This window comes from Pseudoxanthomonas composti, from assembly GCF_004122095.1.
In the GTDB taxonomy this organism is placed as follows: domain Bacteria; phylum Pseudomonadota; class Gammaproteobacteria; order Xanthomonadales; family Xanthomonadaceae; genus Pseudoxanthomonas_A; species Pseudoxanthomonas_A composti.
Window position 1 is genome coordinate 208,838 of record NZ_SAWZ01000003.1, and the last position, 25,052, is coordinate 233,889.

Genomic DNA, 25,052 nt, shown 5'->3' on the forward strand with positions numbered 1-25,052 from the left:
ATGCATGGAGGTAGGGATGGCGGGGACCCGTCGGGCGGGTAGTGAGCTGCCTGCGCGCGGAGCCCCTCATTGTCATCGGCCGATGGCCGCGACGCTTGAACCGATCGTCCTGATAGCGGTCAGCGCGCGGGCCGCGTGATCGTTGAATACGTTTTCAGCGCGCGGAGGTCTCCAGCAGCCTCACCAGTGTGAGCAAGGTGTGGTTGACCGGCGTGGCGATGCCAGCCTGTCTGCCGAGACGGACGATGGTGCCATTGAGGTAGTCGATTTCGCTGGGTTTGCCACGGCGCAGGTCCTGGGCCGTGGATGAGCGCTGACCCGCCATGTGCTCGGCAATGGCCATCACCTCACTCCACAGATCCCCGGGCAACTGCACCCCATCGGCCCGGGCCACCGCGATGCACTCCCCGTACACATCGCGCATCACCGCCAGGACGCCTTGGCCACGCACCAGTTCGCCATAGGGCAACTGGGAAATGGCCGACAGCGCATTGTAGACGCAGTTGATGACCAGCTTGGCCCACAGCGCATCGCGGACCTGCGCCGAGACCGTGGTGGGAATGGCGGCCTCACGCAGCAGCGCGGCGATGCGTTCGCTGGACTCGGACGGACCGATCACCAGCTCGCCGCGTCCATGGTGGCGCACGTGGCCGGGCGTGGGCACATCGGTGGCGACGTAGACCACGGCCGGTACCACCGGCCGTCCGAGGACCTGGCCCAGCGTGTCGGCATTGTCCACGCCGTTCTGCAGGCTCAGGACCACCGCCGCAGGATCCACATGCGCGGCGATCTGCGCCGCCGCCGTGGCCGTGTCGCCGGACTTCACGCAGACCAGCACCAGCCCGGCGCCGGCCACGGCCTCCGGGCGGCTGTCGGCCTCCAGCATGACGCGTCCGGTGAAGTGCGCCGATTCCAGCAGCAGGCCATCCGCGCGCACGGCCTGGACCAGGGCAGGCCTGCCGATCAGGGTGACCGCGTGGCCGGCACGCGCCAGCATCGCGCCGTAGTAACTGCCGACGGCGCCTGCGCCCATCACCGCGATCTTCATGCCAAGCCTCCGGAAGGCAAACAAGCACCTTAATGGGACGCCCCTGCTGCGGCCAGCGTCTGGCCGCCCGCTGGGACACCGGCGCGCCTGCGTGCACAATGTCGCCGCACCGGCGCCAGTGCACGTGGCGCGACTGGGCACGACAGGTAGGAAACGCCCCATGGGCTCCCAGTACGCTTCTGAAACCCGACTCGCCGCCTTGCTGGACCAGCTGGAGCAAGACCTGCCCGCGCTGGTGGCCGAGCACCCATCGCCGGGCGACTTCTGGAACGCCTTCATGCTGCGCGTGGATGTGATCGAGGACGCCGCAGGGCCGGACGATGCGCGCGTCCTGCCGCGCCTGAATGCCATGCTGAAGCCGCACGGGATGCAGATCGCTTCGGTGGACTAGAGGGAATCGTTCGCGGGCTGCGGTTGGTGGCTTGAGGTCGGGACCCGGGACCGGGGGCCGGGGACCCGGGAGAGCGAGTCGCTGGCGCGGAAGGCGCCTTTCGACCGACACGGTGCCGGCGGCTTGGAGAGGCTCGCAGGCTGCCGGACACGCACGCGCATGCGGATGGCGCGCTGGGGGCCTGAGGGGCGTGTCAGACAGTCGTCATCTCAACGTCAATCCCGCATCACATCGATCTCCAAGACTGGCCGGATCGGGCGGAGGAGGGGCCGCGCCGGTGCCGCCCGCGCGCCCATGGCACGCCTTGCCCAAGAGATCGTTTGATGATGCATCGCCCCGTGGTGTCCGTTCGTCCGTTGGCCCTGGCCCTGCTTGCCGCCCTGTCTGGCCCCGCCTTGGCGGCAGGTACGCCCGCTGCCGAGGGCGCTGCCGATGCCGAGATCAAGCAGATCGATGCGATCTCGGTGATCGCCAGCGGCCAGAGCCGCCAGGTGCAGCGCATCGGCATGGAGGAGATCCAGGCCTCCACCCCCGGCACCAGCCCGACCAAGGTGCTCGGCGCGCTGCCCGGTGTGCAGTTCCAGTCGGCCGATCCCTGGGGCAACTATGAGTGGTCGACCTCCATCACCCTGCACGGCTTCGACCAGAGCCGCCTGGGCTTTACCCTGGACGGCATGCCGCTGGGCAACATGGGCTACGGCGTGTCCAACGGCCTGCACGTGACCCGCGCGATCATCAGCGAGAACGTGGCCGGCGTGGAGCTGGCCCAGGGCGGCGGTGCGCTGGGCACGGCATCCAACAACAACCTCGGCGGCACGGTGCAGTACTTCTCCGACGACCCGTCGATGGCGCCGGGCGTGCGCCTGAGCCAGACCTTCGGTTCGGACCGCACGCGCCGCACCTTTGTGCGCGCCGACACCGGCGAGCACAACGGCTTGTCCGCCTACGTTGCCGGTGTGGATGGCAGCACCGACAAGTGGAAGGGCTTCGGCGACCAGGCCTACCAGCAGGTCAACGCCAAGGGCCTGTACACCTGGGGCGAAGGCAATCGCATCAGCCTGTACCTGGATGCCTCCCACCGCGGCGAGTACGACTACATGGACCTGTCCCTGACCAGCCAGCGCGCGCTGGGCTGGAACTGGGACTACCTGATTCCCGACTGGCAGGCCGCCACGCAGATCGCCAACGCGCTCAACGGCAATGGCGCCTATCCGGACAGCCTGTCCGCGCTGCCGGAGGACTATGGCAAGGCCGATGCGTCCTACTACCTGGGCGCGGGCCTGCGCACGGACAAGCTGGCCGCGCTGTCGGGCAGCTTCGTGCTTGGCCAGGCGGCCACGCTCAATGCCGGCGGCTACTACCACGCCAATCGCGGCGAAGGGCAGTGGATCACGCCCTACACGCCCTCCAGCAGCGACAACCCGCTGTCCATGCGCACCACCGACTACGGCCTGGACCGCTACGGCGTGACCGCCTCGCTGGTGTTCGACCTGGGCCTGCACCAGCTGGAGCTGGGCGGCTGGGCCGAGGACTACAACAACAGCCAGAAGCGCAACTACTTCCAGGTCAGCGCCGATGGCTTCACCGACCTGTTCAACTTCTACACGCGCTACACGCCGTTCCGCACCGACTTCAACCAGCGTTATGAAGTCAGCACGCGCATGGCCTACCTGCAGGACACCATGCGCTTTCTCGATGAGCGCCTGTCGGTCAATGTCGGCTTCAAGGCGCTGAGCACCGAGACCACGGCGACCTCGCGCGTGCCCAGCCGCAGCATCGCCCAGGGCACCATCAAGGCCGAGGACAGCTTCCTGCCGCAGGCCGGCGCCAGCTACAAGCTCGCCGAAGGCCAGGAGCTCTACGGCTCCATCGCCAGGAACCAGGCCAACTACGGCTACACGCCCTTCGGCCAGTCGCAGGCCTCCTTCGATGCCACCCGCCGCACCCTGGAGCCTGAGGAATCCACCACCTACCAGTTCGGCTATCGCGTGGCGGCGCAGGACGTGGAAGCGTCCTTCGACCTTTACCGCACCGACTTCGACAACCGCCTGCTGTCCATTTCCCCGTGCAGCGCCATCCAGACCTGCGCCTCGGTGATCAGCAATGTGGGCTCGGTGCACAGCCAGGGCGCGGACCTGGCGGTGGTCTGGCGCCCGGTCGAAGGCCTGCGCTGGCTCAATTCGTTGTCCTACAACGACATCAGCTACCAGGACGACTATGTCTCCGGTGGCAGCGTGATCGCCACCGGCGGCAAGACCGTGGTGGGCATCCCGGAGTGGATGTTCTCCTCCACCGCCAACTACCAGGTCGGCCCCTGGCGCTTCACCGTGGACGGCAAGTACGTGGGCGAGCGCGAGCTGAGCTACCTCAACGATTCGCAGGTGCCTTCCTACTGGCTGTTCAATGCCGGCGTGAACTACGACTTTGGCAAGCTGGGCGTGCTGGAAGGCCTGAGCCTGGGGCTGAATGTCAGCAACCTCACCGACAAGCGTTATTTCGCCACCACCGGCACCAACGGCTATGTGGTCTCCGACCCGGATGGCTACAACCAGACCTTGATGGCCGGTGCCCCGCGCCAGGTGTTCTTCAGCGTCGACGCGCGCTTCTAAAGGCGCCACACGCTGCATCGCACGGCGGCGCAGCGTGTTGTAGGCATGCGCACTTGTGGGAGCGGCTCGAGGTGGCCTCGGGCCATCAGCCGCGAAGAGGCGCTACCGGGAAAGCCTCTTCGCGGCTAAAGCCGCTCCCACAATGACCTCTCAGACCGCGTCGCATTCGTGGTGATCTCCACGTCTTCGAACGGGCGCATGCAAGGCTGCGGGCGTATCGCGCCCGCGCTCCCAACCAGTCAACCCGCGGCGATCGACGGGTCCGACCAGGACGGCTGGCCCGTCTCGACATGGCCCATCAGCACGGCCAGCGGCGTGCCGGTGGCGGCATGGCGCAGCTCCAGGTCGTACCAGTGCGCGTGACCGGCAAGCTCCAGCGGTCGCCGCAGGCGCTGATGCGCAGCGATGTCCAGGGCGCTTCGCGTTGCGCCAAGCCGGTCGTGCAGCACCAGCGCTAAAGGCTGCGCGGCATCGTTGAACAACTCCAGCTCCACGCGCTCGCCTGCGGTGGATGCATGCAGGCGTGCCCGCAGCGAGGTTGCCTCAACCCCGGCGTTGTAGTGACGGAAGAAGCCATTGGGCCCATGCACGCTCAGGCCACCGGCGAAGGTATCGCCTGGCCACTGCGCCTCCAGCGTGCTGCCGGCCTGCACCGTGTAATGCCACGGCCCCGCCTCGCTGCCATCGGCGCGCACCATGAACACCGCGCCGGCCTGGCCGGTGTTGTGGAAGCGCGCGTGCACCGCGTCCTGCCGCCAGGACGTCTCCACCTCCAGCGCGTAAGGCAGGGCACGCGCCGGGCGACGGCCCGGTTCCTGCCGGGGCATGGCGTGCCGCGCGGGCGGCGTCGGCGCGGGCAGGCCACGGGAGCGATCCGTGCGCGCCAGGCCGTCGCTGCTGCCAGGCAAGGGCGGCAGTGGCGCGCGATCGCCACGGCTGAAATCCAGGGTGCTGGTCAGGTCGCCACACACCGCGCGGCGCCACGGGCCGATGTTGGGTTCATGCACACCGAAGCGCTGCTCCAGGAAGCGGATCACCGAGGTGTGGTCGAACACCTGCGAGTTCACCCAGCCGCCGCGGCTCCACGGCGAGACCACCAGCATCGGCACGCGCGCGCCCAGGCCCACTGGCGTGCCCTGCCAGTCCTCGCCGTCGATGCCGACGTTGCCACCGCCCTGGCCCGCATTCAGCGCCGGCAGCGGCGGCGGCACATGGTCGAAGAAGCCGTCGTTCTCGTCGTAGTTGATGAAGAACACCGTGCCCGACCAGACCGCCGGATTGCTGGACAGGATCTCCAGCACCTGGGCGCTGAAGGCCTCGCCGTAACCGGGCGGGGCGTCGGGGTGCTCGCACATGGCATACGGCGCCATCAACCAGGACACCTGCGGCAAGGTTCCCGCCTGGACGTCGCGCCGCAGTTGCGCCAGCACCGCCTCGCCGCGCGTGGTCAGGGCCTGCTCGGCGTCGGAGCCTTCCGCATAGGCGCGGCAGCGCTGGTGCAGCGGATCCTCTGGCGCCAGCCCGCGGAAGGCCGCGAAGCTCTGCATGGTGTTGTCGCCGTAGTTGTCGTACTCCTGGTAGACCTTCCAGTCGATGCCGGCCTGCTGCAGGCGCTGGGCATAGGTGGTCCAGCGCAGCGCGTCGAAATCCGCCTTGTCGCGCGTACTGTCCGCGGTCCAGTTGCCGTCGTCGGCATTGTTCACCGTGTAGACGCCAGGCTGGCCCACATGCAGGCCGCTGGTGCCCGAGAACAGGAACAGCCGGTTCGGATTGGTTGGCCCGAACAGCGAGCAGTGATAGGCATCGCAGATGGTGAAGGCATCGGCCAGCGCGTGATAGAACGGGATGTCCTGGCGCGTGAAATACCCCATGGTCAGCGGCGATTTCTTGTGCACCCAACGGTCGTAGTGCTTCCAGTCCGCGTGCGCGCCCTTCCAGCTGTGATCCAGGTCGTGCATGTGCGCCGCGCCGGTGCGCACCGTGTCCAGATGGAAAGGCAGCACGGTCTGGCCCTGGTCCGGGCCGGACTGCTCGAACACCGCACGCCCGTTCGGCTGTCGCCAGGCCTTGCCATCGCCAAAGCCGCGCACGCCGCGCAGGGTGCCGAAGTAATGGTCGAAGGAGCGGTTCTCCTGCATCAGGATCACCACATGCCGCACGTCGGCCAGGGTGCCGGTCACCCGCGCAGGTTCGGTGGCCAGGGCGGTGCGGATCACCGCGGGTAGCGCCGCCAGCGTGGTGCCCGCCAGCCCGGCCCCGCCAGCCAGACGAAGAAAGCGGCGGCGGCTGGGATCGGTCATGGCGTGGGCATCGTGGAATCAGGACCGTCGCAAGGTATGACGCCGGGATGAAGTGGCGGTGACAGGGGAGCGTGCGTTTGTGAAGGCGGAGGGTGACGCTTGGAAGATCTGTGTGCGATGCCGAGGAACGAGTGAAGAGGAACGAGGAACGAGAGAAAGCCAAAGCCGAAGCACCCGCCGCGCCGCTCTTACTCGTTCCTCGTTCCTCTCCCCTCGTTTCTCAGCAGAAGTCCTTCGGCATCCAGGCCATGCCGATGGAGGCCGGCGCGGTGGGGGCGAAGCCATACTGCGCATACAGCTGGTGCGCCTGGCCATCGGCTATCAGGCTGACGTAGCCACTTGGCGGCACCTGGCGCTGCAGCCAGGCGGCGATGGCGGCCATGATCTGCTTGCCCAGCCCCTGACCCTGATGCTCGGGCAGCACCGCGATATCCACCACCTGGAAGAAGCAGCCGCCGTCGCCGATCACCCGGCCCATGCCCACGGCGTCATCGCCATGGAACACCATGACCGAGAACAAGCCATTGGCAAGGCCGGTGCGGGCGGCGTCTTCGGTCTTGGGGCTCAGTCCAGAGGCGCTGCGCAGGTGGCGATAGGTCTGCACATCGGGCGTCTGCGCGCGCAGCGTGTAGCGGTCCGGCATGGAATCTCCAGTAGGTCATGCATCCGGTGCACGGCGCGCGGCCATCACGGCCTCAGCGCTTGCCTGGACGCCAGTGGTTCAGCATGAGCGTTGCGAGCACCGCCACCGGAACGGTCAGCAGCGGCCCGAACACGATCGCCAGCCCGTCCTGCGCATCGTGCTGTCCTGTCGTTGCCCACAGCACGCGCAACGCCACGTACGGGGCCAACAGCAGGGCCAGCAGGCCGGCAGCGGTGAGGGCCTGCCATCGACGCGGGAACAACAGATGCGCCATGGCACCCATCGACGCGGCGATCACCGCCATCAGCAGCCAGCCGATCATGTGGCGTGCTTCCCTAGCTGCCTGATGCGCGCGGCGAGCATCGGCGCTACCTGCCTGAACGCTTCAGCTTGATCTCATACAGCCGCGGCCAGCGCTTGCCGGTGACATAGAGTTTGTCGCGCTCGGCGTCGTAGGCAATGCCGTTGGCGACATCGTTGCCGGGGTCCTTCAGTTCGGCAGGCTTTGGCACCAGCGGGGCCAGCTCGACCCAGCCCAGGACCTTGCCGCTGGTCGGGTCGATGCGGGCGATGCGGCTGGTCAGCCACACATTGGCCCACAGCTCGCCCTTGACCCACTCCAGCTCGTTGAGGTTCTTCAGCGGCTTGCCCTCGGCGGTGACCTGGATCTGGCCGGTCTGCTTGAGCGTCTGCGGGTCCAGCTTGCGGATCGTCGGCGTGCCATCGCTCATGTACAGCGACTTGCCATCGCTGGTCAGCGCCCAGCCCTCGCCCTCGTAGGTGAACACGCCCAGCGGCTTGAAGCTCGCCAGGTCGTAGATGAAGCCGCCCCGGTTGCGCCAGGTCAGCTGCACCAGGCGATCGCCCGCGGCGATGATGCCTTCGCCGTAGTAGGGCGGCGGCGTGTCGGCCTGTTGCAGCACCTTGCCGCTGGCCAAGTCCACCCGGCGGATGCTGGAAGCGCCGATCTCGCCGGTGCTCTCGTACAGCTGGCCCTTGAGCACGAACAGCCCCTCGGTGTAGGCGGCGGTGTCGTGAGGATAAGTCTTGACCACCGTCACGCCACGCACCGGCAGCTCGGCCTGCGCGTGAGGGGCCGGTGCGGCAAGCAAGTGCGCCAGCGCGAGCAGGGGGACCAGGATCGATCGAGGTGTCATGCCGCGATGATCCCACGCACGGCGGTCGCGGGCGAGCCTGCGCATGTGCTGCGGGAGCGGCCTTTGCGGGAACGGCTTTTGTGGCACCGGCCTCTGCGGGAGCGGCTTCAGCCGCGAAAGGGGCTTGCCCGGGAAGGCCCCTTCGCGGCTGATGGCGCAAGGCCGCCCGGAGCTGCTCTCGGCCCGCGCGGCCGGCGCGCCGTCAGACACCCGAGGATGCGTTCAGATCCCCTGGCCGCCCGAGACCTCGATGCGCTGCGCATTGACCCAGCGGTTGGCCGGTGAGAGCAGGCTGGCGATCATCGGGCCGATGTCGTCGGGCACGCCCGCGCGGCCCAGGGCGGTCATGTTCGCGAACACTTGGTTGACCTCGGGGTTGTCGCGTACTGCGCCGCCGCCGAAGTCGGTCTCGATCGCGCCCGGTGCCACCGTGTTGACGGTGATGCCACGGCTGCCCAGCTCGCGTGCCATATACAGCGTCAGCGTTTCCACCGCGGACTTCACCGCCGCATACACACCGTAGCCGGGAAAGGACACGCGGGTCAGGCCCGAGGAGATGTTGACGATGCGCCCACCGTCGGCCAGCAACGGCAGCAGGGTCTGCGTCAGGAAGTACACGCCCTTGAAGTGCACGTTGACCAGCCCGTCGAACTGCGCCTGCGTGGTCTGGCCCAGCAGCGCGTAGTCGCCGTGTCCGGCGTTGTTGATCAGGTGATCGAAGGTCTCGCGCTGCCAGGTCTCTCGCAGCGTGGCGTGCAGTGATGCGGCGAAGGCGGGAAAGCCGGAGACCTCGCCGGTGTCCAGCTGCAGCGCCACGGCCTTGCCGCCCAGCGCTTGGATATCGGCCACGGCAGCGCGCGCGTGCTCCGCGCCGCTGCGATAGGTGAGCACGACATCGCCGCCGGCGCGGGCGATGCTCAAGGCCGTGTTGCGGCCCAGGCCGCGGTTGCCGCCGGTGATCAGGGAAATCGGACGCATGGTGGACTCCTGTGGTGTGTAGGTGCGGGCCACCACTGTCGTGCCGGAGCCGCCAAGCGGGTTGCTGGAAACTCGGCACTGTTTGCCTGATCCTCCATGCGCATCCCGTCTGCCGTCGAATCGGTGCACCCTGTGGCCATGCCCGACACCTTGCTCGATGCCGTCCGCCGCCACACCGACCTGCACGCCGATGGCAGCGGTCTTGCCCAGACGCCCATCGCCGGGCTGACCACGATCCGCGCCACCGCGCCGACCGAGCTGGACCATGCCGTTTCGCGGCCGATCGCCTGCCTGGTCCTGCAAGGGGTCAAGGAGGTCACCCAGGGCACGCGCACCCTGGCTTTCCAGGCCGGCGATTCGCTGCTGATCACCGCCGATGTGCCCACGCGCAGCCGCATCCTGCGCGCCAGCGTAGCCGCGCCCTATTACTCGCTGGTGCTGGACCTGGACGCGGCGGTGATCGCCGACCTCAGCGCGCAGATGCCGGTCGCCGCGCATGCCGACGACCCGGCCGTGCGTGCCGCGCCGACCGATGCGCAGGTCGCCGACGCGGCGCTGCGGGTGATGCAGCTGCTGGATCGCCCCGAATCCGTGCCGGTGCTGCATGCCGCGCGCGTGCGCGAGCTGCATTACTGGCTGCTGGCCAGCCGCCACGGCCAGGCGATCCGGCGCCTGGGCTGGGCCGAAGGCCACGTCCAGCGCATCGCACGCGCGGTGGCGGTGCTGCGTGCCGATTACACCCGTCCCTTGCCGGTCGAACAGCTCGCCCGCGCCGCCGGGATGAGCGTGTCGGCCTTCCACCAGCACTTCCGCAGCGTGACCTCGCTCTCGCCGCTGCAGTTCCAGAAGCACCTGCGGCTGATCGAGGCGCGTCGCCTGATGCGCGCCGAAGGCGCCTCGGCCAGCACCGCCGCCTTCGCCGTGGGCTACCAGAGCGTGCCGCAGTTCACCCGCGAGTACGGCCGCCTGTTCGGCCAGCCGCCGCTGCGCGACACGCTGCAGGCGCGCAGCGGCGATTGAGGCCGCTGGCTGGCAGGCGATGCATCGTCAAAGCCTTGGTGGACAAGCTTCGCGTCATCCACCATCGCCATGTAACGGACTGCGTGATCACGGCGACGCACGCTTGATCGACCGCCGACGCCCTGGTGGACAAGCTTCGCGTTGTCCACCCTACGCGAACGCAGATCCGTGCCCACAGCGCATTTTGCTAGTGATGAGGGTAGGAAAAACCCTCAAAACAAGCAGCAGCACGTAGGGTGGATGACGCTCCTCCATCCACCATCACGAAAAATCACCGCCAGGAAATCACCCGGCCAACGCAAGAGTTTCCTGGCAGTAACGCCCCCTCACCCGATCACCCGCTCAAACGGCGGCAACGCATCGATGATCCGCCTGCCATAGCGCCGGGTCAGCAGCCGCGAGTCCAGGATGATCACCCGCCCGCTATCGGTGGAGGTGCGGATCAGGCGGCCGGCGAACTGGGTCAGCGTGCGCAGGGCATGCGGGATGGCGATCAGGTTGAAGGCGTTGTGGCCGCGGCTCTCCAGCCATTCGCTCAGGGTCGCGGTCTGCGGGTCGGTGGGCACGGCGAAGGGCACCTGGGTGATGACCACCGTGGTGCAGGCCTCGCCAGGCAGGTCCAGGCCCTCGCCGAAGGAGTTCAGGCCGAACAGCACCGAACCTTCGCCGGCGGCCACGCGCCGCAGGTGCTCGCCGATGATCTGCGACTTGTTGCCTTCGCCCTGCACCAGCACGCGGTTGCGCTGGGCGATGGGCAGCAGGTCGGCGACCTTCTCCATCTTCCAGCGCGAGGTGAACAGCACCATCGAGCCTTTGCCCCAGTCCAGCTCGGCCACCAGGTAGCGCGCCACTTCGCGTGGGTGCTGCTCGCGGTCATCGGGCGCCACCGGAAACTTTGGAACCACCAGCTGCGCCTGCCGGGCCAAGTCGAAGGGCGAGGTCAGCGAGACCATCTCGGCGTGGTCGGGCAGGCCGGTGTCGATGGCCAGGGCCTGGAAATCGTTGCCGCCGGTGAGGGTGGCCGAGGTCATCACCACCGAATCCACCTCCTTCCACAGCAGCCCGCGCAGCACCTGCGCGGCCGACACCGGCGAGCAGTGGCAGACCAGGTCGCCGTCGTGGGCCAGGGTGATCCAGCGCGCCATCGGCGGCGCGCCTTCGGCATCCTCGCGGCGCCAGCCGTTCCACAGCGCGTACTGTTGCTCCACCATCTCCAGCGCCAGGCCGAGGTTGCGCTGCACGCGCTCGCGGGTGGCATCGTCCTGCTTGGACTTGGCCACCAGGCCGTGGGCGGCATTGACCCAGTTGAGCAGGGCGCGGGAGGACTCGGCCAGGGCCTCCACCGATGGCATCCAGTCCGCCGGCAGTTGTCCGTTGGGCGCGCGCCATTGCGGCTCGCGCTCGCTCATGTCCGGCGTCCAGGCCTGCTCCAGCGCGCCATGGAAGGCCTTGAGCTGCTTGCTGACGTCCACCGCCAGCTCGATGGCGTCGTTGGCATGCAGCTGGCCGATGGTGTCCTTGTCGATGACCCGGTAGCTGGCGGCGATCAGCGTCTGCAGGCGGCTGGTGCGCTTGGCCATGTCGTCCAGGCCGATGCGCGCCGCGCCCTGGTCGATGGCCACGTTGGCCACGTGGTGGCCTTCGTCCAGCACCAGCAGCATGTCGCTGGGCGCGGCGATCAGCGGTTGGCCGTTCTCGATATCGCCCAGGGCCAGCGTGGACAGCAGCAACGCGTGGTTGGTGACCACGATCTGCGCCTCGCGCACGTCGTTGCGCGCGCGCAGGACCGGGCAGTTGGCCGCGTGCGCGCAGCGGCGCCCGGCGCAGCCGGCGGCGTTGGTGGTGATGCGCATGCGCAGGGCCGGGCTGACCTGCTCGGGCGAGGCGTCCAGGTCGCCGTTCCACTGGCGCTCGGTGAACAGCTTGGCCAGGCGCGCGGCCAGGGCGGTGTCGGTGCTGCTCAAGGGGCGGTCGTAGAGCACCTCGGCCTCGGCGAACAGCGCGTCCTGCGCCGGCCCGGAGCCCTGCAGTTCCTCGGCATTGCGCGTGCACAGGTAGCGCGTGCGGCCCTTGGCCAGGGCGACGGTGGCCGACAGCCCGGTGGCCTTGAGGAAGGCGGGAATGTCGCGTTCCACCAGCTGCGCCTGCAGCGCCACTGTGCCGGTGCTGATGACCAGCTTCTTCTTGGCCGCCAGTGCGATCGGTACCCCGGCGGTCAGATAGGCCAGCGACTTGCCCACGCCGGTCGGCGCTTCGATCACGCCCACGCCGCCGCTGGTGGCCAGCGCGCGCGAGGCCACGCCGATCATCTGGCTCTGCGAGCGGCGCGGGGTGAAGCCGGGCGTATTGGCCTGCAGGGTGGTGTAGGCGCTGCGGATGGCGGCTTTCAGTTCCTCGCCCAGCACGCGGGCCGGCGCGTCCTGCGCGGGCGTGCCCTTGCCGGGCGCAGGCTGTGCGGGTGTGGCGGGTGTGGCGGATGCGGCTTCACTCATGCGGCCATTTTCTCATGCCCGGTCCCAGCCGCTGCGCCGGGCATGGCGCTGGCTCAGCCCAGGGGCGGCTGAACCGGCGGCGGCTGCGTGTTCCAGGCCTTGTTCAGCGCGAAGAACAGCGCGCCCAGCGCAATGGCGCCGATCACAGACAGCCCCAGGTAGACCAGACCCATCACGCCCATGGTCCGGCTCATCTCCATCGCACCGGTGTTGGCGGACATGAGATAGGCCGGCAGCATGCCGGCCAGGGCGCCGATGCACAGGCAGACGAACAAGGCGATCACCGCGCCCAAGGCCATGCCGCGGCCGGGCGCGGTGGCGCGGGTCTTCAGGATCAGCACCGCGCCGACCAACAGGGCGATGGCTTCCGGCAGGCGCTGGGCCAGCTGGGTCAGGGCCTGGACGAAGAAGCCCGATGCGTCGTTCATGGTGGTCCGCTTCGCCGAAATGGACCGGCGATGATATCGGCGTGCAGCCATGGAACGACGCAGGGCGTGGAAAACCACGCCCTGGCCGGGGTCATCTTCGCGGCGCGATCAGAAGCGGTAGTTCACCCAGGCCGCCATGAAGGTCGAGTCGCCGTAGCCGGCCTCCTTCATCATGTCGCCGGCGGTGAACTGCTCGGCGCGCCAGACGAACGAGAGATGGTCGTCGTAGGCATAGGTGACGTTGATGCGCGCCAGGTTGCCGATGTACTTGCCGTCGGGCAGCTGGGTGCGCGCATAGGCGGCGCCCTGGCCGTTGTAGACCGCGTCGTTCTCGCTGTAGCGCCACAGCGCTTCCCACTCGGTGGTGACGTTCATCTTCGGCAACGGCTGGAAGACGAACTGCGGCGCGGCGTTGATCAGGTTGGTGGCGCCGAAGAAGGAGGACCAGTCGAAGTACAGCACGTTGCTGTGCAGGAACGAAGCGCCCTTGATGGTGCCGCCGTTGAAGGCCCCGCCGCCGCCGGAGGCGATGTCGGCATGGAAGCCCAGCGACGGCTTCCAGCCTTCCTTGCTCAAGGACCAACGGTTGGAGGTGCCGCCGGACCAGGCCCGCACCTTGCGGTCGCCATAGCTGCCGCGCTGGCTGGCCGCGTAGGTTTCCGTGGTCAGGTTGCCGTAGGTGCCGTAGAAGCGCACGCCCCAGAAATCGCGCTCGTCGCGCGCGGTGGTGCGGCCCCAGCGCTGCTCATCCACGCGCGAGGAGTACCAGAACGGGTCCAGGTACAGCTTGCCCACCGGCAGCTTGAAGCCGGCGGTGACGCCGCGGAAGCGGCGCCCGTAGTCGATCTTGTCATCGCCCAGGCCGCCGGGCCCGTCGATCGGCCAACGGAACTCGTACACGTCCAGGCGCTTGTCATCGCCGATCAGCCAGCCGCGGAAGCCGTTCATGGGACGGAACAGGTTGGTGTTGTCGCGCGCGGCCTGCAGCTGGGTGGGGCCATCGATGAACAGCTGGCGGCCGGCGCGGAAGCCTGCCTCCACCCCGTTGATGTCACCGGTGATGTCGAAGAAGCCCTGCTGCAGGTAAGCCTCGTTGTGTTGCGAGGCCGGGTTGCCCTCGTTGACGCCGTCGATCTGGCCATGGGCCAGTTCGGCGTAGACCCGGAAGTGCTCACCCACATGCAGGTCGGCGCCGCCGAACACGCGGCGCAGCCACTGGATCTGCGTGTCCGCGGTGGGAACCATGCCCGGATGGCTGAAGGTGTTGTTGCGGAAACGCAACTCGCCGCTGAGGGTCAGGTAGACCGAGCCATCGTCGTTGAGCGGGATGTACTTGATCGGGTCGTAGAAGTCCTTGCGCTTGGAGCGATCACGCAAGTAGGTGAAATCGTCCATCCAGCGCGCCTGCCAGGTCTTGCCCTGCTTGGGCCCCCAGCCCTGCGCCTCGAGCGGGTAGCCAGTGCTGGCGGCCGGCTTAGGCGCGGTGGTGGTGGCCGGCGCCGGGCTGGCCGGCGAGGGCGGAGCGTCGGCCTGGGCCGGCGTGATGCGCTGGGGGTCGGCAGCCTGGGTCTGCTGCGCGCTTGAGGCCTGCTGGGCCATTGCGAAGGCGGGCGTCAGCAGCAGCGCCGACAGCAGCAGCGTGCGGCGCGCGCGAGACCGGGGCAATGACGTGAGCGAGGCGTGGGGGGTAGTCATGAACGGTGGCTTCCGGGCGGATCCAAGGTGGGCGAGCTTGGTAGCGGCGCCGCGCCTGGTCCATACACCCTTCTAGCTATCGCCCCTCACCTGCACCCCCCGCGGGCGCAGGCGGAAACCCTTTGAAAATCAATTTCTTGCGAATAATTTCAAGCCTGTAAGCCGTCAGCCGGCTGTCTGATTTGTAATGAAAGAGTCAGCTGATTGCCGCGCTGGCGTCGCGCGGGGCGCGCAGTTCGGCATAGATCGGATCGGTGTCCGGGCGCTGGCCGTGCCACAGCTGGAAGCTCTCAGCGGCTTGCTCCACCAGCATGCCCAGCCCATCGATCTGCACGCGGCAGCCGCCGGCCCGTGCCCAGGCCAGGAAGGGAATGGACGCCGGCCCGTAGTTCAGGTCCACCGCGCCGGTCAGGTCGTTGGTCAGCGAGAACGGCAGCTCCAGCAGCGGGTCGTGCTCGCTGCGCCCGGCGGAGGTGGCGTTGACGATCAGCTCGAAGTCGCCCAGCGAGGCCAGGTCCTCCCAGTAGCGGCTGTGGGCGCGCCCGGGCTGGCCCAGGGCATCGCTCAGGGCATCGGCGCGGGCCGGATTGCGGTTGACGATGACCAGCTCGCCCACCCCGGCCTCCAGCAGCGCCGGGGCCACGCCACGGGCCGCGCCGCCGGCCCCCAGCAGCAGCGTGCGGCGGCCACGCAGGTCCAGCGCGTGGCGCGAGGTCAGGTCGCGCACCAGGCCGGCGCCGTCGGTGTTGTCGCCATGCCATTGGCCATCGGACCAGGCCAGGGTGTTGACCGCCCCGGCCAGGCGCGCGCGCTCGGTCAGGGTGCTGCAGGCCGCCACCGCCAGCTCCTTCAGGGGCAGGGTCACGTTGGCCCCACGCCCGCCGTCGGCGGCGAAGCGCTGCAGCGCGGCGTGGAAATCCTCCGGGCTCGCGTCGATCCTGCGGTAATCCAATGCGATGCCGCTGGCCTGGGCGAACGCGCCATGGATGCGCGGCGACAGCGAGTGCGACACTGGATGACCGAAGACAGCGTAGTAGGCATTGGGCATGGCAGAAGACCGACAGCGGGAAGGGAAGCGCCTGCGCCGCTGGCGCTGGGCCGCGGCGTGGGCGGCTGGCAGTCTACTCGCGGCCCCTGTACAGGCGCAGTTGGCGGCCTTCGGTATCGAGGGCATGCACGTGGTTTCCACTGCCGCCAGCGAGACCGGCGCCAGCATCAGTCCCGACGGGCAGCGCATCGTCTGGGCGCGCCAGGATGCGCAAGGTGTGTCCTCGCTGTGGCAGGCGCGGCTGCAGGACAAGCGCTGGAGCGAGGCGGCGCCGCTGGCGATGGCGCAGGCGGTGGACGCGGCCGCACCGGCCTTCAGTCCTGATGGGCGCTGGCTGTACTTCTCCGCGCCGCGCACGCCGTCGGGCCCGCGCACGCTGTGGCGGGCACGGGTGGATGAGGAGGGACAGCCGCAAGGGCCGCAGGCGCTGGCTGACCAGCTCGGCATCGCGGCCAGCACCGCAGATGCGCCCACACCCAGCGCTGATGGTCGTCGCCTGATGTTCTCCAGCGATCGTCCTGGCGGTACCGGTGGGCTGGACCTGTGGCAGGCCGCCGTGCAGGGCGAGGGCTTCGGCGCGGTCACGCCGGTGCCGGGCGTCAACACGCCAGGCGATGAAATCGACGGCGCCTGGTTGGAAGGCGGGCGTGGCCTGCTGCTTACCCGCGCCGATGCGCAGGGCAGCCAGGTGTGGACCGCACGCTGCGTCCAGGGGCGCTACGAGGTGGAGCGTACCTGGCGTTCACCGTTGAACGTTGCCGGTGGCAGCACCCGTCGCGCGCTGCCCGATCCCAGCAAGCCCAGCGAGATGCTGGTCAGCGGCAGCGCCCCCGCGCCAAGGGCCGGCCTGCAGGATCTCTACCGCACGCTGACGCCGCGGGTCCAGGGCGAGACCGGCTGCGCTGGCTGAAGTTGCAAGAAGAAACTTAAGAAAAGCCGCTGAGTTGAAGCTGTGGCAGGAAGTTGTGGGAGCGGCTTCAGCCGCGAAGGGGCTCTACCGAGGAAGCCCATTCGGAGCTGAAGCCCGAGGGCACATCGAGCTGCTCCCACGACCGTTGCACCAGTACCAGCATCAGCGGCCGCGCATTACCCCTACACGCCCGGCACTGCACGCTCGTAGACATGCTGGGTCTTGGCCCGGGTGAAGCCCAGGCTCTCGTAGAAGCCATGGGCTTCCGGGCGGACGATGTTCGAGCGCAGGAACAGCATGTTCACCCCGCGCGTGGCGGCCCAGCCGGCGGCGTGGTCGATCAGCTGGCGCCCCAGGCCCATGCGCCGCGCCGGGGCATCGACCACCATGGCCATCACTTCCACGCGCGGCTCGTGCTCCAGGATCACCCGATACTCGGCGGCCACTAGCCCCGCCAGCGTGTCTGGCGCCTCGGGCATGGTCGCCACGAACAGCCCGCAGTGCTCCTGCGACAGCCACACCCGCAGGCGCGGTGCCATGGTCTCGACATCGCAGGGATAACCCAGCACCCCGACCAGACGCGTGACCTCGGCAAGGTCGTCGAAGGTGGCAGCGCGGAGCGGGCGAGGGGCGAGGGCGGACACGGCGTTTCCTGACGAATGTGGATGCATATCCTCGCCCGGCACCGCGAGACGGCGCGTCAAGGCCACGCGGACCACTCCACACTCCGAAAGCATCCTGTGGAGGCGGCTGGCCTCGGGCCATCAGTTGCGAAACGGCCATACCGGGAAAGCTTCTTCGCCGATGAATCGGCTCCCACAAGAGCGCCAGCCTTCAGGACAATCAGCGCCAACGCGATTTCAGCCTCCGCGCTTAGCGTGGGAGCGGCTCAAGGTGGCCTAGGGCCATCAGCCGCGAAGGGGCTCTCCCGGAAAAGCTTCTTCGCCGATGAATCGGCTCCCACAAGAGCGCCAGCCGCCAGGACAAACAGCGCCGACACCATGCAGGCCCGCGCGCTCAGTGCGGGCAATCTGCACGCGGCCCGATCACGGCCAGGGGAGGGGACGCGTGATTCCCCAAGACCTGCGACCTTGCCGCGGCACGCTCGGCACCGCGCGCGCCGTCAGTACACGTCGCGCCGATAGCGCCCCTGGGCCACCAGCGCATCCACCGCGTCCTCGCCCAGCACCTGGCGCAGGGTCTGGTCCACGCCGCGCGCCATGCCGGCCAGCGAGCCGCAGACGTGGATCACCGCGCCGCGGGCGACCCAGGCGTGTAGCTCGTCGGCGGCCTCGGCCAACAGATGCTGCACGTAGACCTTGCGATCCTGGTCGCGCGAGAACGCCAGGTCCACGCGCTGCAGGTGCCCGTCGGCCTGCCAGGCCTGCAGCTCCCGCGCGCAGAAATGGTCATGCGCGGCGCTGCGTTCGCCGAACAGCAGCCAGTGCCCGGCCTGGCCGCATCGCGCGGCGTCCTTGATCAGGCTGCGCAGGCCGGCGATGCCGGTGCCGTTGCCGATCAGGATCATCGGCGCGTCCGCGTCCGCACGGCGGAAGCCGGGGTTCGCCCGCACCCGCGCCATTACCGGCGCGCCAGCCTGCGCATGCAGGATCAGCCAGCCCGAGCCCAGTCCGGCGCGTCCGTCGTGACGCAGGGTCTGCCGCACGATCAGCTCCAGCACGCCGTCCTGCGGCAGCGAGGCGATGGAGTACTCACGGTGCGACAGCGGTGGCAGCGCCTCCAGCCAGGCCTGGGCCGACGCCGGCCGGCCGGGGCCGTCTGGCAGCTGGCGCGAGGCGGCGGCCAGCTGCAGCGGCATCGCCACGCCCTCGACCTGCACGCTGTCCTGCGGGTCCAGCCCGTCGCGGGCCAGCGCCGCCAGCACATCGGTGCTGGCGTTGCAGGGCGCCATTTCCAGGATGTCGCCGGCTTCCCAATGCGCGTCCGGCGGCGGCAGCAGGGCGATGCGCCACACCGGCGCACCGGCGCTGCCAGGATTGAGCAGTTCGCGCTCCAGCAGCGTCCACGGCTGCAGCGGCGCGGCGTGGACGGGGCTGCCCTCCACCGGGGCGATGCCGGTCAAGGCGGCCAACTGCTGCTGCCAGCGCTGCAGGGCATCGGTGTCCTGACCATCCACTTCCACGCTGGGGAACAGCGTGCGCGCGCCCTGCTTGGCCAGCCAGTGCTCGATCCGGCGCGAGAAGCCACAGAAACGCGCGTACTGGCGGTCGCCCAGCGCCAGCAGCGCATAGCCCAGGTCGGGCAGCGCCTGCGCGCTGGAGAGCACGCGGCGCTCGAACGCGCGCGCCGAGTCCGGCGGTTCGCCATCGCCGAAGGTGCTGACCACGAACAGGGCCTTGCGCGTGTTGCGCAGGGTGCTGGCATCCAGCTGGGCCAACGGGCGCACCTGCACCGGCAGGCCCGCGGCCTGCAGCTGCCCGGCCGCGCGCCAGGCCAGCTGTTCGGCAAAGCCGCTCTGGCTGGCAAAGCCCACCAGCCAGGGCTCGCCGGCGGCCGCGGCCTGCGGCACCAGCGCACCGCGACTGGCGCGCACCTGGCGCTTCTTGCGGCGGCGGTCCAGGTACAGCATCCAGCCGGTGACGAAGAACAGGCACATGCACAGGCTGGAGACCATCATCACCACCCGGCCCGGCAGGCCGAAGTAGCTGCCGGTGTGCAGCGCGTAGATGCTGCCCAGCAGGTGCTTGCCCGCCGGCAGGGCGGAAAACTGCGTGCGTTCGAGCAGCGCGCCGCTGCGCGGGTCGAGCTTGAGCGTGTCGAAGGCGCGCACATGCGCCGCATCGGCGCCCAGATAGCGCACCGTGACCGGCTGGCCGGGCTTGCCGAAGCGCAGGTCCAGGGCCTTCCCGCGCAGGTCCGGGACACCGGCTATCGTGGCCTGCAGCGGCGCCAGGTCGAGGGCGTCGAACCCCGGGACCTTCGCGCCGCGACCGCCGCGCGATTCCTGGCGCGCGTCCCCGCCCAGCAGCTGGGTCAGGCCCTGGCGGTACCAGTCGTAGGACCACCACAGGCCGGTCAGGGCGGTGACCAGGTAGAGCACCAGGCACCAGGTGCCGATCACCGAATGCAGGCTCCACAGGAAGCTGCGGCCGCTGCGCTTCCATTCCACCGCCAGCCAGGCGCGCCAGTGGCGCCACTGCCGCGGCCAGCGCAGGTACAGGCCGGACAGGCAGAAGAACAGCAGCGCGATCACGCAGGCGCCGGTGACGGCCTTGCCGCGCTCGCCGGCGGCCAGGCGGCGATGCAGGTCCTCCACGACGTGGAAAAAGCCCATGCCGCGGGGCTCGGCCATGCGCTGGCCGCTGTAGGGGTCGAAATAGCGGGTGTCCTTGTCCGCGCCCTCGAAGCGGATGAGCGAGGGCCGCTCGCCATCGGGGACGATCTGCATGCGCGCCACGGCCACATCCCCGTCCTGGCGCAGCCGCGCCACCAGGATGTCCACGGGCAGGGTCTGCTCGCCGGCGGCCTGGCGCTGGGCCATGCTGGCGTAGGCCGGATTGGCAGCGTGCACCAGCTCGTCCTCGAAGGACAGCGCCGCCCCGGTCAGGCCCATCAGGGCCAGCACGGTGCCAGCGGTGATGCCCAGCAGCCAGTGCAGCTGGAACAGCAGGGATTTGAACATCGGTCGGGTCCGGCGCCGCCGTGGCGGCGGGTGCCTGCCGATTGTAGATGAGACTTATTCTCCGTTGCGAATGCGCGGGCCGGAAACCGCCGCAACGCCCGCCCGGGCGATCAGCCCTCGCGCAGCCAGCGCGCCGCATCCAGCGCGAAATAGGTCAGCACCCCATCGGCGCCGGCGCGCTTGAAGCCCAGCAGCGACTCCATCACCACCGCGCGCTCGTCCAGCCAGCCATTGGCCACGGCAGCCTTGAGCATCGCGTACTCGCCGCTGACCTGGTACACAAAGGTCGGGCGATGGAAGGTGTCCTTCACCTTGCGCACCACGTCCAGGTACGGCATGCCCGGCTTGACCATCACCATGTCCGCGCCTTCCTCCAGGTCCAGCGCGATCTCGTGCAGGGCCTCGTCCAGGTTGGCCGGGTCCATCTGGTAGGTGAACTTGTTGCCCTTGCCGAGGTTGCCGGCGCTGCCCACGGCGTTGCGGAACGGGCCGTAGAAGGCCGAAGCGTACTTGGCCGAATACGCCATGATCCGGGTGTGGATGAAGCCGGCGCCTTCCAGCGCATTGCGGATCGCGCCGATGCGCCCGTCCATCATGTCGCTGGGCGAGAGGATGTCCACGCCGGCGGCGGCATGCGACAGCGACTGCTTGATCAGCGCCTGGGTGGTTTCGTCGTTGACGATGTAGCCAGACTCGTCGATCAGCCCGTCCTGGCCGTGGGTGGTGTAGGGGTCCAGCGCCTGGTCGGTCATCACCCCAAGCTCGGGGAAGCGCGTCTTCAACGCGCGGATCGCCCGCTGGATGATGCCGTCCTCGTCCCAGGCCACGCGGCCATCGTCGGTCTTGGCGGCCGGGTCGGGCACGCCGAACAGGTCCAGCACCGGCACGCCCAGCTCCAGGGCCTGTTCGCCCACGCGCAACAGCTCGTCCACCGACAGGCGCTCCACGCCCGGCATCGACGGCACCGGGATGCGCCCCTGCCCTTCATGCACGAACACCGGCAGGATCAGGTCGTTGGTGGTCAGGGTGTTCTCGCGCATCAGCCGGCGCGAGAAGTCGTCGCGGCGCATGCGGCGCGGACGATGGGCGGGGAAGGACATGGCGAAGGCTCCGACGTGAGCAGGCCATGATACGCCTGCGGCCAGGGGGCACCCTGGGTGGGAGCAGGTGCAGTGTGGGAGCTGCTTCAGATCACCCCGCCACCGATCACCAGGCGGAACACGCCGATGGCGATCGCCAGCACATTGAGCACCAGCCCGGTCTTGGCCCGGCCACGCCGGCCGGGGCTGGAGAAGGCCGCGCCGATGGCGGCGACGATGGCGCCGACCACGGCGAAAGGAATCATGAACCAATTGCCCCAGCCCAGCAGGGGGATGAAGGCCAGCAGGGTCCACAGCAGGGCGACGATGCCCCAGAGCACGCTGATCAGTCCCATGTCGTCACGCTCCGGCGAAGGTAGGCCGCCGACACTACCACCTCCCAGGTCGGTACCGATTCAGTGGCCGGTGCCGATGATGCCGTCCAGCCACGGGACGATCCGTTCAACATGGTGCAGGGCACCGAGGAGGGGGTGATATGAACATGCGTTCGATGCTGACCGCCGCACTGCTGCTGTCGCTGGCGGCCTGCGCGGGGACATCCAAGGTCATGCTGGGCCAGGCGCGTGCGCCGGTGGATCCGGCCAGCGTGCGGATCTATACGGAGGTGCCGCCCGGGTCGGTGCAGATCGCCCAGCTCGAAGCCAAGAGCGCGGTCGGCTTCGGCACCCAGGGCCAGACCGATGCGGCGGTGAACCGGCTCAAGGCCGAGGCCGCCAAGCTCGGCGCCAACGGCGTGGTGTTGATCGGCGTCGGCTCGGGCAGCTCGCCGGTCGGCCTGTCGGTGGGCGGCGGCAGCTACGGCCGCAGCGGCGGCGGCGGCCTGGGCGTGGGCATTCCGACCACGCAGAAGCAGGCCGCGGGCGTGGCGATTTTTGTGCCCTGAGGCGGGCGGCAGGCTTTTAGGCAGGAACGAGTGGAGAGGAACGAGGAACGAGTGAGGAAGGCTTCGGCGCGCTGATTGCCTTCTCTCGTTTCTCGCTTCCTGATAGCTCCTAAGCGATGCGGCCTCGCTGTATCGACTCAGTTGGAGCGGCGACAGCGATGGGCGCAGCGGCGGCCCAGGTGTTGTGAAAGCAGGAACGAGTGGAGAGGAACGAGTGAAGCTCAAGATCGCGTGCTGATCGCCTCCTCTCGTTTCTCGTTCCTCCTCACTCGTTCCTCGCTTCTCAGTCCGTACTGGCGCCGACGAAGCGCCCCCTCACCGCCTCGGCCAGCTGCGCCGGCGGCAGCAGGCCCTGGTCCAGCAGGAAGTTGTTGAAGGCCAGCCGGTCGAACTTGTCGCCCATGGCCAGCTCGGTCTGCATGCGCAGTTCCATGATGCGGGTGTAGCCGTAGAAGTAGCTGCCGGCCTGGCCGGGCGCCTTGAAGGTGTAGCGGTCCAGTTCCTGGCGGGCCATGGCCGGCGACAGGCCCACGTCCTGCTCCAGCACCACGCCGGCGCGCTCGCGGTCGATCAGCCCCAGGTTGAGCATGGGGTCCAGCATCGCCCGGGCTGCGCGCAGCAGGCGGAACTGCAGGGCGATCAGCTGCCCGTCCAGCGGCTCGTACGGCACCATCTCGGCCTCGGCATAGAGCGCCCAGCCCTCCACGTTCACCGAATTGAACGCGAACATGGTGCGGGCCAGGGATATCCCGCGCTCGACCATGGCGGCGAATTGCAGGTCGTGGCCGGGCCGGCCCTCGTGCGCGCTCAGCGTCCAGGCCGCCGAGCCGAAGTTGAAGTCGTCGTACTGCTGGCCCTTGCCCTCGCTGTCCGGGTTGCCCACCGGCAGCACGAACTGGCCCTGCTGGCCGGTGTTGCCCACCAGCGGCGGCGGCAGGTAGTGCGGCGCCGGCTGCGCGGCGCTCTCGGCGGCCGAGCCCAGGCGCATCTGCAGCGGTCGTTGCGGCACATCCACGATCCCCTGCTTGCGGATCACCCCGTCGATCTGCGCGATCACATCGCGGTAGTACGGCTCGATCTTGTCGTTGGCGATGGTGTCGCGCTTGAGCGCCTTGATCACCGCGCCGTAGTCGCTGGCATCGATGCCCTTGGCCTTGGCCACCTGCGGCGCCAGCTGCTGCATGGCTGCGCGGGTTTCCATGAACTCCAGCTGCGCGCGCTGCATCAGCAGCTGCGGATCCAGGTCGATGCCGTATTGCTTGAGCTGGAACGCGTACAGCTCCGGCGGCAGCCGCGTATCGGTGCGCGCCTTGGGCAGCACCGTGGTGCGCGTCCACTCGGCGTAGTCCTTCATCTGCGCCGCGACGTTAGCCAGGGTCTTCTCACCGCCGGCGATCTTGTACTGGGTGAACAGCTCGCCCAGGCCATCGGCGTAGGTCTGCACATTGGCCAGGGCGCGCTCGACCTCCAGCTTGGTCGGCTGCAGCAGCGCCGGGTTGGACAGGCGCTCCTCGTAGCGCTGGCGGGCCAGGGTGAAGATCGAGGTGCTGCCCTTGGTCTCGCCGGCATAGCGCTTGAGGCGCTCCAGCGCCTTGGCCCGGCGCGCGGGCGGGGTCTGGTCGGACAGCAGCGCGTTGAGGCCGCTGAACACCAGCTGCGGCGCATCGGTCCACGGCAGCAGCAGGTTCTCGTTGAGCGTGCTGCCCTGCAGGCTGTCGTCCACCGAGCCGATCATGATCTGCAGGTCCTGCCTGACATTGGCGTCCTGCTCGCGCGCCAGCGCGTCCTTCAGCTTGGCCTGCGCCTGCTGGAGCGCGGCGCGATACCGCGCCTCGTTCTGCGGGCCCAGGTCGGCGACCTGGTCGTCATAGCCGGGCACGCCCCAGAACCCCACCGACTCGGGCTGGAAGGGCGCCTGCGCCTGCAGCAGCAGCTGCGCATAGCGGTTGCTGGTCGCGACCCAGGCCGGCGACTTGGTGGCCGAGGCCTTGGCGGGCGTGGCGGCCTGGGCGGCGAAGGGCAGGGGGGCGGTGAGGGCAAGCGCGATGGCGAGGACCAGGGGCTTCATGCGGGCATCCTTGAGGAAAGTGCCGCAGACCCTACGCGGTGGACACCGTCTGCGGCAATCGGTCGTAGGTCATGCGTGCTTTCGGGGGGCATCGGCGCGGTGATGCGCTGGCGAGGCCGGCCCATCGGCACGCCATCGGCGGCGATCGCAGCCGTTGACCGAGATGCCGATCGACCCGAGCGCGCGACGAAGAAGCGAGCGCGGTCTCAAGGTGCGGGCTTGTCCAGGGCGATGACGCTGTCGCTGCCTTCCACCTGCACCTCCAGCGTCTGGTAACGCCAACGCCCCTGGCGCTTGTCGGCCACCACGTACAGCTGCGCCCTGCCCTTCGAGCCGTGCAGCGGAATGCGCAGGTCGGCATGGCCGCTGTCGTCGACCGTCTCGATCTTGCCGTTGCTGAACCAGCCGGCCTCCACCGGCGCGCCCAGGGCCTGGATCACCTGTGCATCGGCCTTGGCCATGGCCACCGGCTCCTGGTACGGCGTGGCGCTGCGCAGGAACTGCATCAGCCCCAGGGCCAGCGCGAACACGGCCGCGATCAGCAAGGCCAGCACACTGCCGCACAGCACCGGCACGCACCATTTCCAGTTGCGCTGCCACCAGTTGCGATGCGCGGGGTCGAAGGAGCTACCCATGGGG

21 protein-coding genes are annotated in these 25,052 nt (G+C 69.0%); 5 read left to right on the forward strand and 16 right to left on the reverse strand.

The features are described 5' to 3' along the window. Positions 1 to 154: 154 nt before the first annotated feature. Positions 155 to 1,048 carry a ketopantoate reductase family protein gene (locus EPA99_RS07420; RefSeq protein WP_129470575.1) on the reverse strand — a complete coding sequence of 298 codons (894 nt, stop codon included), beginning with the start codon at positions 1,046 to 1,048 and terminating at the stop codon, positions 155 to 157. Positions 1,049 to 1,208: 160 nt separating this feature from the next. On the opposite strand from EPA99_RS07420, the gene EPA99_RS07425 reads away from it, so the two are divergent. Then, positions 1,209 to 1,439: a hypothetical protein gene (locus EPA99_RS07425; RefSeq protein ID WP_129470576.1), complete on the forward strand. Its 231-nt coding sequence runs from the start codon at positions 1,209 to 1,211 to the stop codon at positions 1,437 to 1,439. Positions 1,440 to 1,762: 323 nt separating this feature from the next. After that, entirely contained in the window at positions 1,763 to 4,048 is a 2,286-nt protein-coding gene (locus tag EPA99_RS07430) for a TonB-dependent receptor family protein (RefSeq protein WP_129470577.1), read from the forward strand. Positions 4,049 to 4,287: 239 nt separating this feature from the next. Here EPA99_RS07430 and EPA99_RS07435 read toward each other — a convergent pair whose 3' ends face one another. The 5 genes from EPA99_RS07435 to EPA99_RS07455 form a co-directional block, all read right to left on the reverse strand. After that, positions 4,288 to 6,348, reverse strand: coding sequence for a phosphocholine-specific phospholipase C (locus EPA99_RS07435; RefSeq protein ID WP_129470578.1), 2,061 nt, complete (start codon positions 6,346 to 6,348; stop codon positions 4,288 to 4,290). Positions 6,349 to 6,568: 220 nt separating this feature from the next. Then, a complete protein-coding gene (locus tag EPA99_RS07440; protein WP_129470579.1) occupies positions 6,569 to 6,991 on the reverse strand; it encodes a GNAT family N-acetyltransferase in 423 nt (140 codons plus the stop codon). 52 nt (positions 6,992 to 7,043) lie between these two features. Beyond that, the gene (locus EPA99_RS07445; protein WP_129470580.1) at positions 7,044 to 7,313 is read right to left on the reverse strand and encodes a hypothetical protein; all 270 of its coding nucleotides are present in this window, start codon (positions 7,311 to 7,313) and stop codon (positions 7,044 to 7,046) included. 46 nt (positions 7,314 to 7,359) lie between these two features. After that, positions 7,360 to 8,148: a glutaminyl-peptide cyclotransferase gene (locus EPA99_RS07450; protein WP_129470581.1), complete on the reverse strand. Its 789-nt coding sequence runs from the start codon at positions 8,146 to 8,148 to the stop codon at positions 7,360 to 7,362. Positions 8,149 to 8,370: 222 nt separating this feature from the next. Then, entirely contained in the window at positions 8,371 to 9,126 is a 756-nt protein-coding gene (locus EPA99_RS07455; protein WP_129470582.1) for an SDR family NAD(P)-dependent oxidoreductase, read from the reverse strand. 96 nt (positions 9,127 to 9,222) lie between these two features. On the opposite strand from EPA99_RS07455, the gene EPA99_RS07460 reads away from it, so the two are divergent. Then, positions 9,223 to 10,146, forward strand: coding sequence for an AraC family transcriptional regulator (locus tag EPA99_RS07460; RefSeq protein ID WP_206733716.1), 924 nt, complete (start codon positions 9,223 to 9,225; stop codon positions 10,144 to 10,146). Between the two features lie 326 nt (positions 10,147 to 10,472). Here the strand turns inward: EPA99_RS07460 and dinG are convergent, their stop codons facing one another. The 4 genes from dinG to aroE form a co-directional block, all read right to left on the reverse strand. Further along, positions 10,473 to 12,638 carry an ATP-dependent DNA helicase DinG gene (dinG, locus tag EPA99_RS07465; RefSeq protein WP_129470583.1) on the reverse strand — a complete coding sequence of 722 codons (2,166 nt, stop codon included), beginning with the start codon at positions 12,636 to 12,638 and terminating at the stop codon, positions 10,473 to 10,475. 53 nt (positions 12,639 to 12,691) lie between these two features. Next, positions 12,692 to 13,066, reverse strand: a complete 375-nt coding sequence (locus EPA99_RS07470; protein WP_129470584.1) for a hypothetical protein — start codon at positions 13,064 to 13,066, stop codon at positions 12,692 to 12,694. A gap of 108 nt (positions 13,067 to 13,174) precedes the next feature. Beyond that, on the reverse strand, positions 13,175 to 14,761 hold the full coding sequence (locus EPA99_RS07475; protein WP_129470585.1) for an alginate export family protein: 1,587 nt from the start codon (positions 14,759 to 14,761) through the stop codon (positions 13,175 to 13,177). Between the two features lie 196 nt (positions 14,762 to 14,957). After that, on the reverse strand, positions 14,958 to 15,809 hold the full coding sequence (aroE, locus tag EPA99_RS07480) for a shikimate dehydrogenase (RefSeq protein ID WP_129470586.1): 852 nt from the start codon (positions 15,807 to 15,809) through the stop codon (positions 14,958 to 14,960). On the opposite strand from aroE, the gene EPA99_RS07485 reads away from it, so the two are divergent. Continuing rightward, positions 15,808 to 16,719 carry a TolB family protein gene (locus EPA99_RS07485; RefSeq protein WP_129470587.1) on the forward strand — a complete coding sequence of 304 codons (912 nt, stop codon included), beginning with the start codon at positions 15,808 to 15,810 and terminating at the stop codon, positions 16,717 to 16,719. The two genes, aroE and EPA99_RS07485, sit on opposite strands and share 2 nt — an antisense overlap. A 182-nt stretch (positions 16,720 to 16,901) precedes the next feature. Here the strand turns inward: EPA99_RS07485 and EPA99_RS07490 are convergent, their stop codons facing one another. From EPA99_RS07490 to EPA99_RS07505, 4 genes are all read right to left on the reverse strand, one after another. After that, positions 16,902 to 17,363 carry a GNAT family N-acetyltransferase gene (locus tag EPA99_RS07490; RefSeq protein WP_164978597.1) on the reverse strand — a complete coding sequence of 154 codons (462 nt, stop codon included), beginning with the start codon at positions 17,361 to 17,363 and terminating at the stop codon, positions 16,902 to 16,904. A 479-nt stretch (positions 17,364 to 17,842) separates the two neighbouring features. Then, positions 17,843 to 20,362: a PepSY domain-containing protein gene (locus EPA99_RS07495; protein WP_129470589.1), complete on the reverse strand. Its 2,520-nt coding sequence runs from the start codon at positions 20,360 to 20,362 to the stop codon at positions 17,843 to 17,845. A 110-nt stretch (positions 20,363 to 20,472) separates the two neighbouring features. Continuing rightward, on the reverse strand, positions 20,473 to 21,462 hold the full coding sequence (gene hemB, locus EPA99_RS07500; protein WP_129470590.1) for a porphobilinogen synthase: 990 nt from the start codon (positions 21,460 to 21,462) through the stop codon (positions 20,473 to 20,475). An 86-nt stretch (positions 21,463 to 21,548) separates the two neighbouring features. Continuing rightward, entirely contained in the window at positions 21,549 to 21,797 is a 249-nt protein-coding gene (locus EPA99_RS07505) for a hypothetical protein (protein WP_129470591.1), read from the reverse strand. 140 nt (positions 21,798 to 21,937) lie between these two features. Between EPA99_RS07505 and EPA99_RS07510 the strand changes: the two genes are divergently transcribed. After that, positions 21,938 to 22,345, forward strand: a complete 408-nt coding sequence (locus tag EPA99_RS07510; RefSeq protein WP_129470592.1) for a hypothetical protein — start codon at positions 21,938 to 21,940, stop codon at positions 22,343 to 22,345. A 283-nt stretch (positions 22,346 to 22,628) separates the two neighbouring features. Here EPA99_RS07510 and EPA99_RS07515 read toward each other — a convergent pair whose 3' ends face one another. Continuing rightward, on the reverse strand, positions 22,629 to 24,413 hold the full coding sequence (locus EPA99_RS07515) for a DUF885 domain-containing protein (RefSeq protein WP_129470593.1): 1,785 nt from the start codon (positions 24,411 to 24,413) through the stop codon (positions 22,629 to 22,631). 206 nt (positions 24,414 to 24,619) lie between these two features. Beyond that, complete coding sequence (locus EPA99_RS07520) at positions 24,620 to 25,048, reverse strand: cytochrome c oxidase assembly factor Coa1 family protein (protein WP_129470594.1); 429 nt, start codon at positions 25,046 to 25,048, stop codon at positions 24,620 to 24,622. Positions 25,049 to 25,052: the final 4 nt, after the last annotated feature.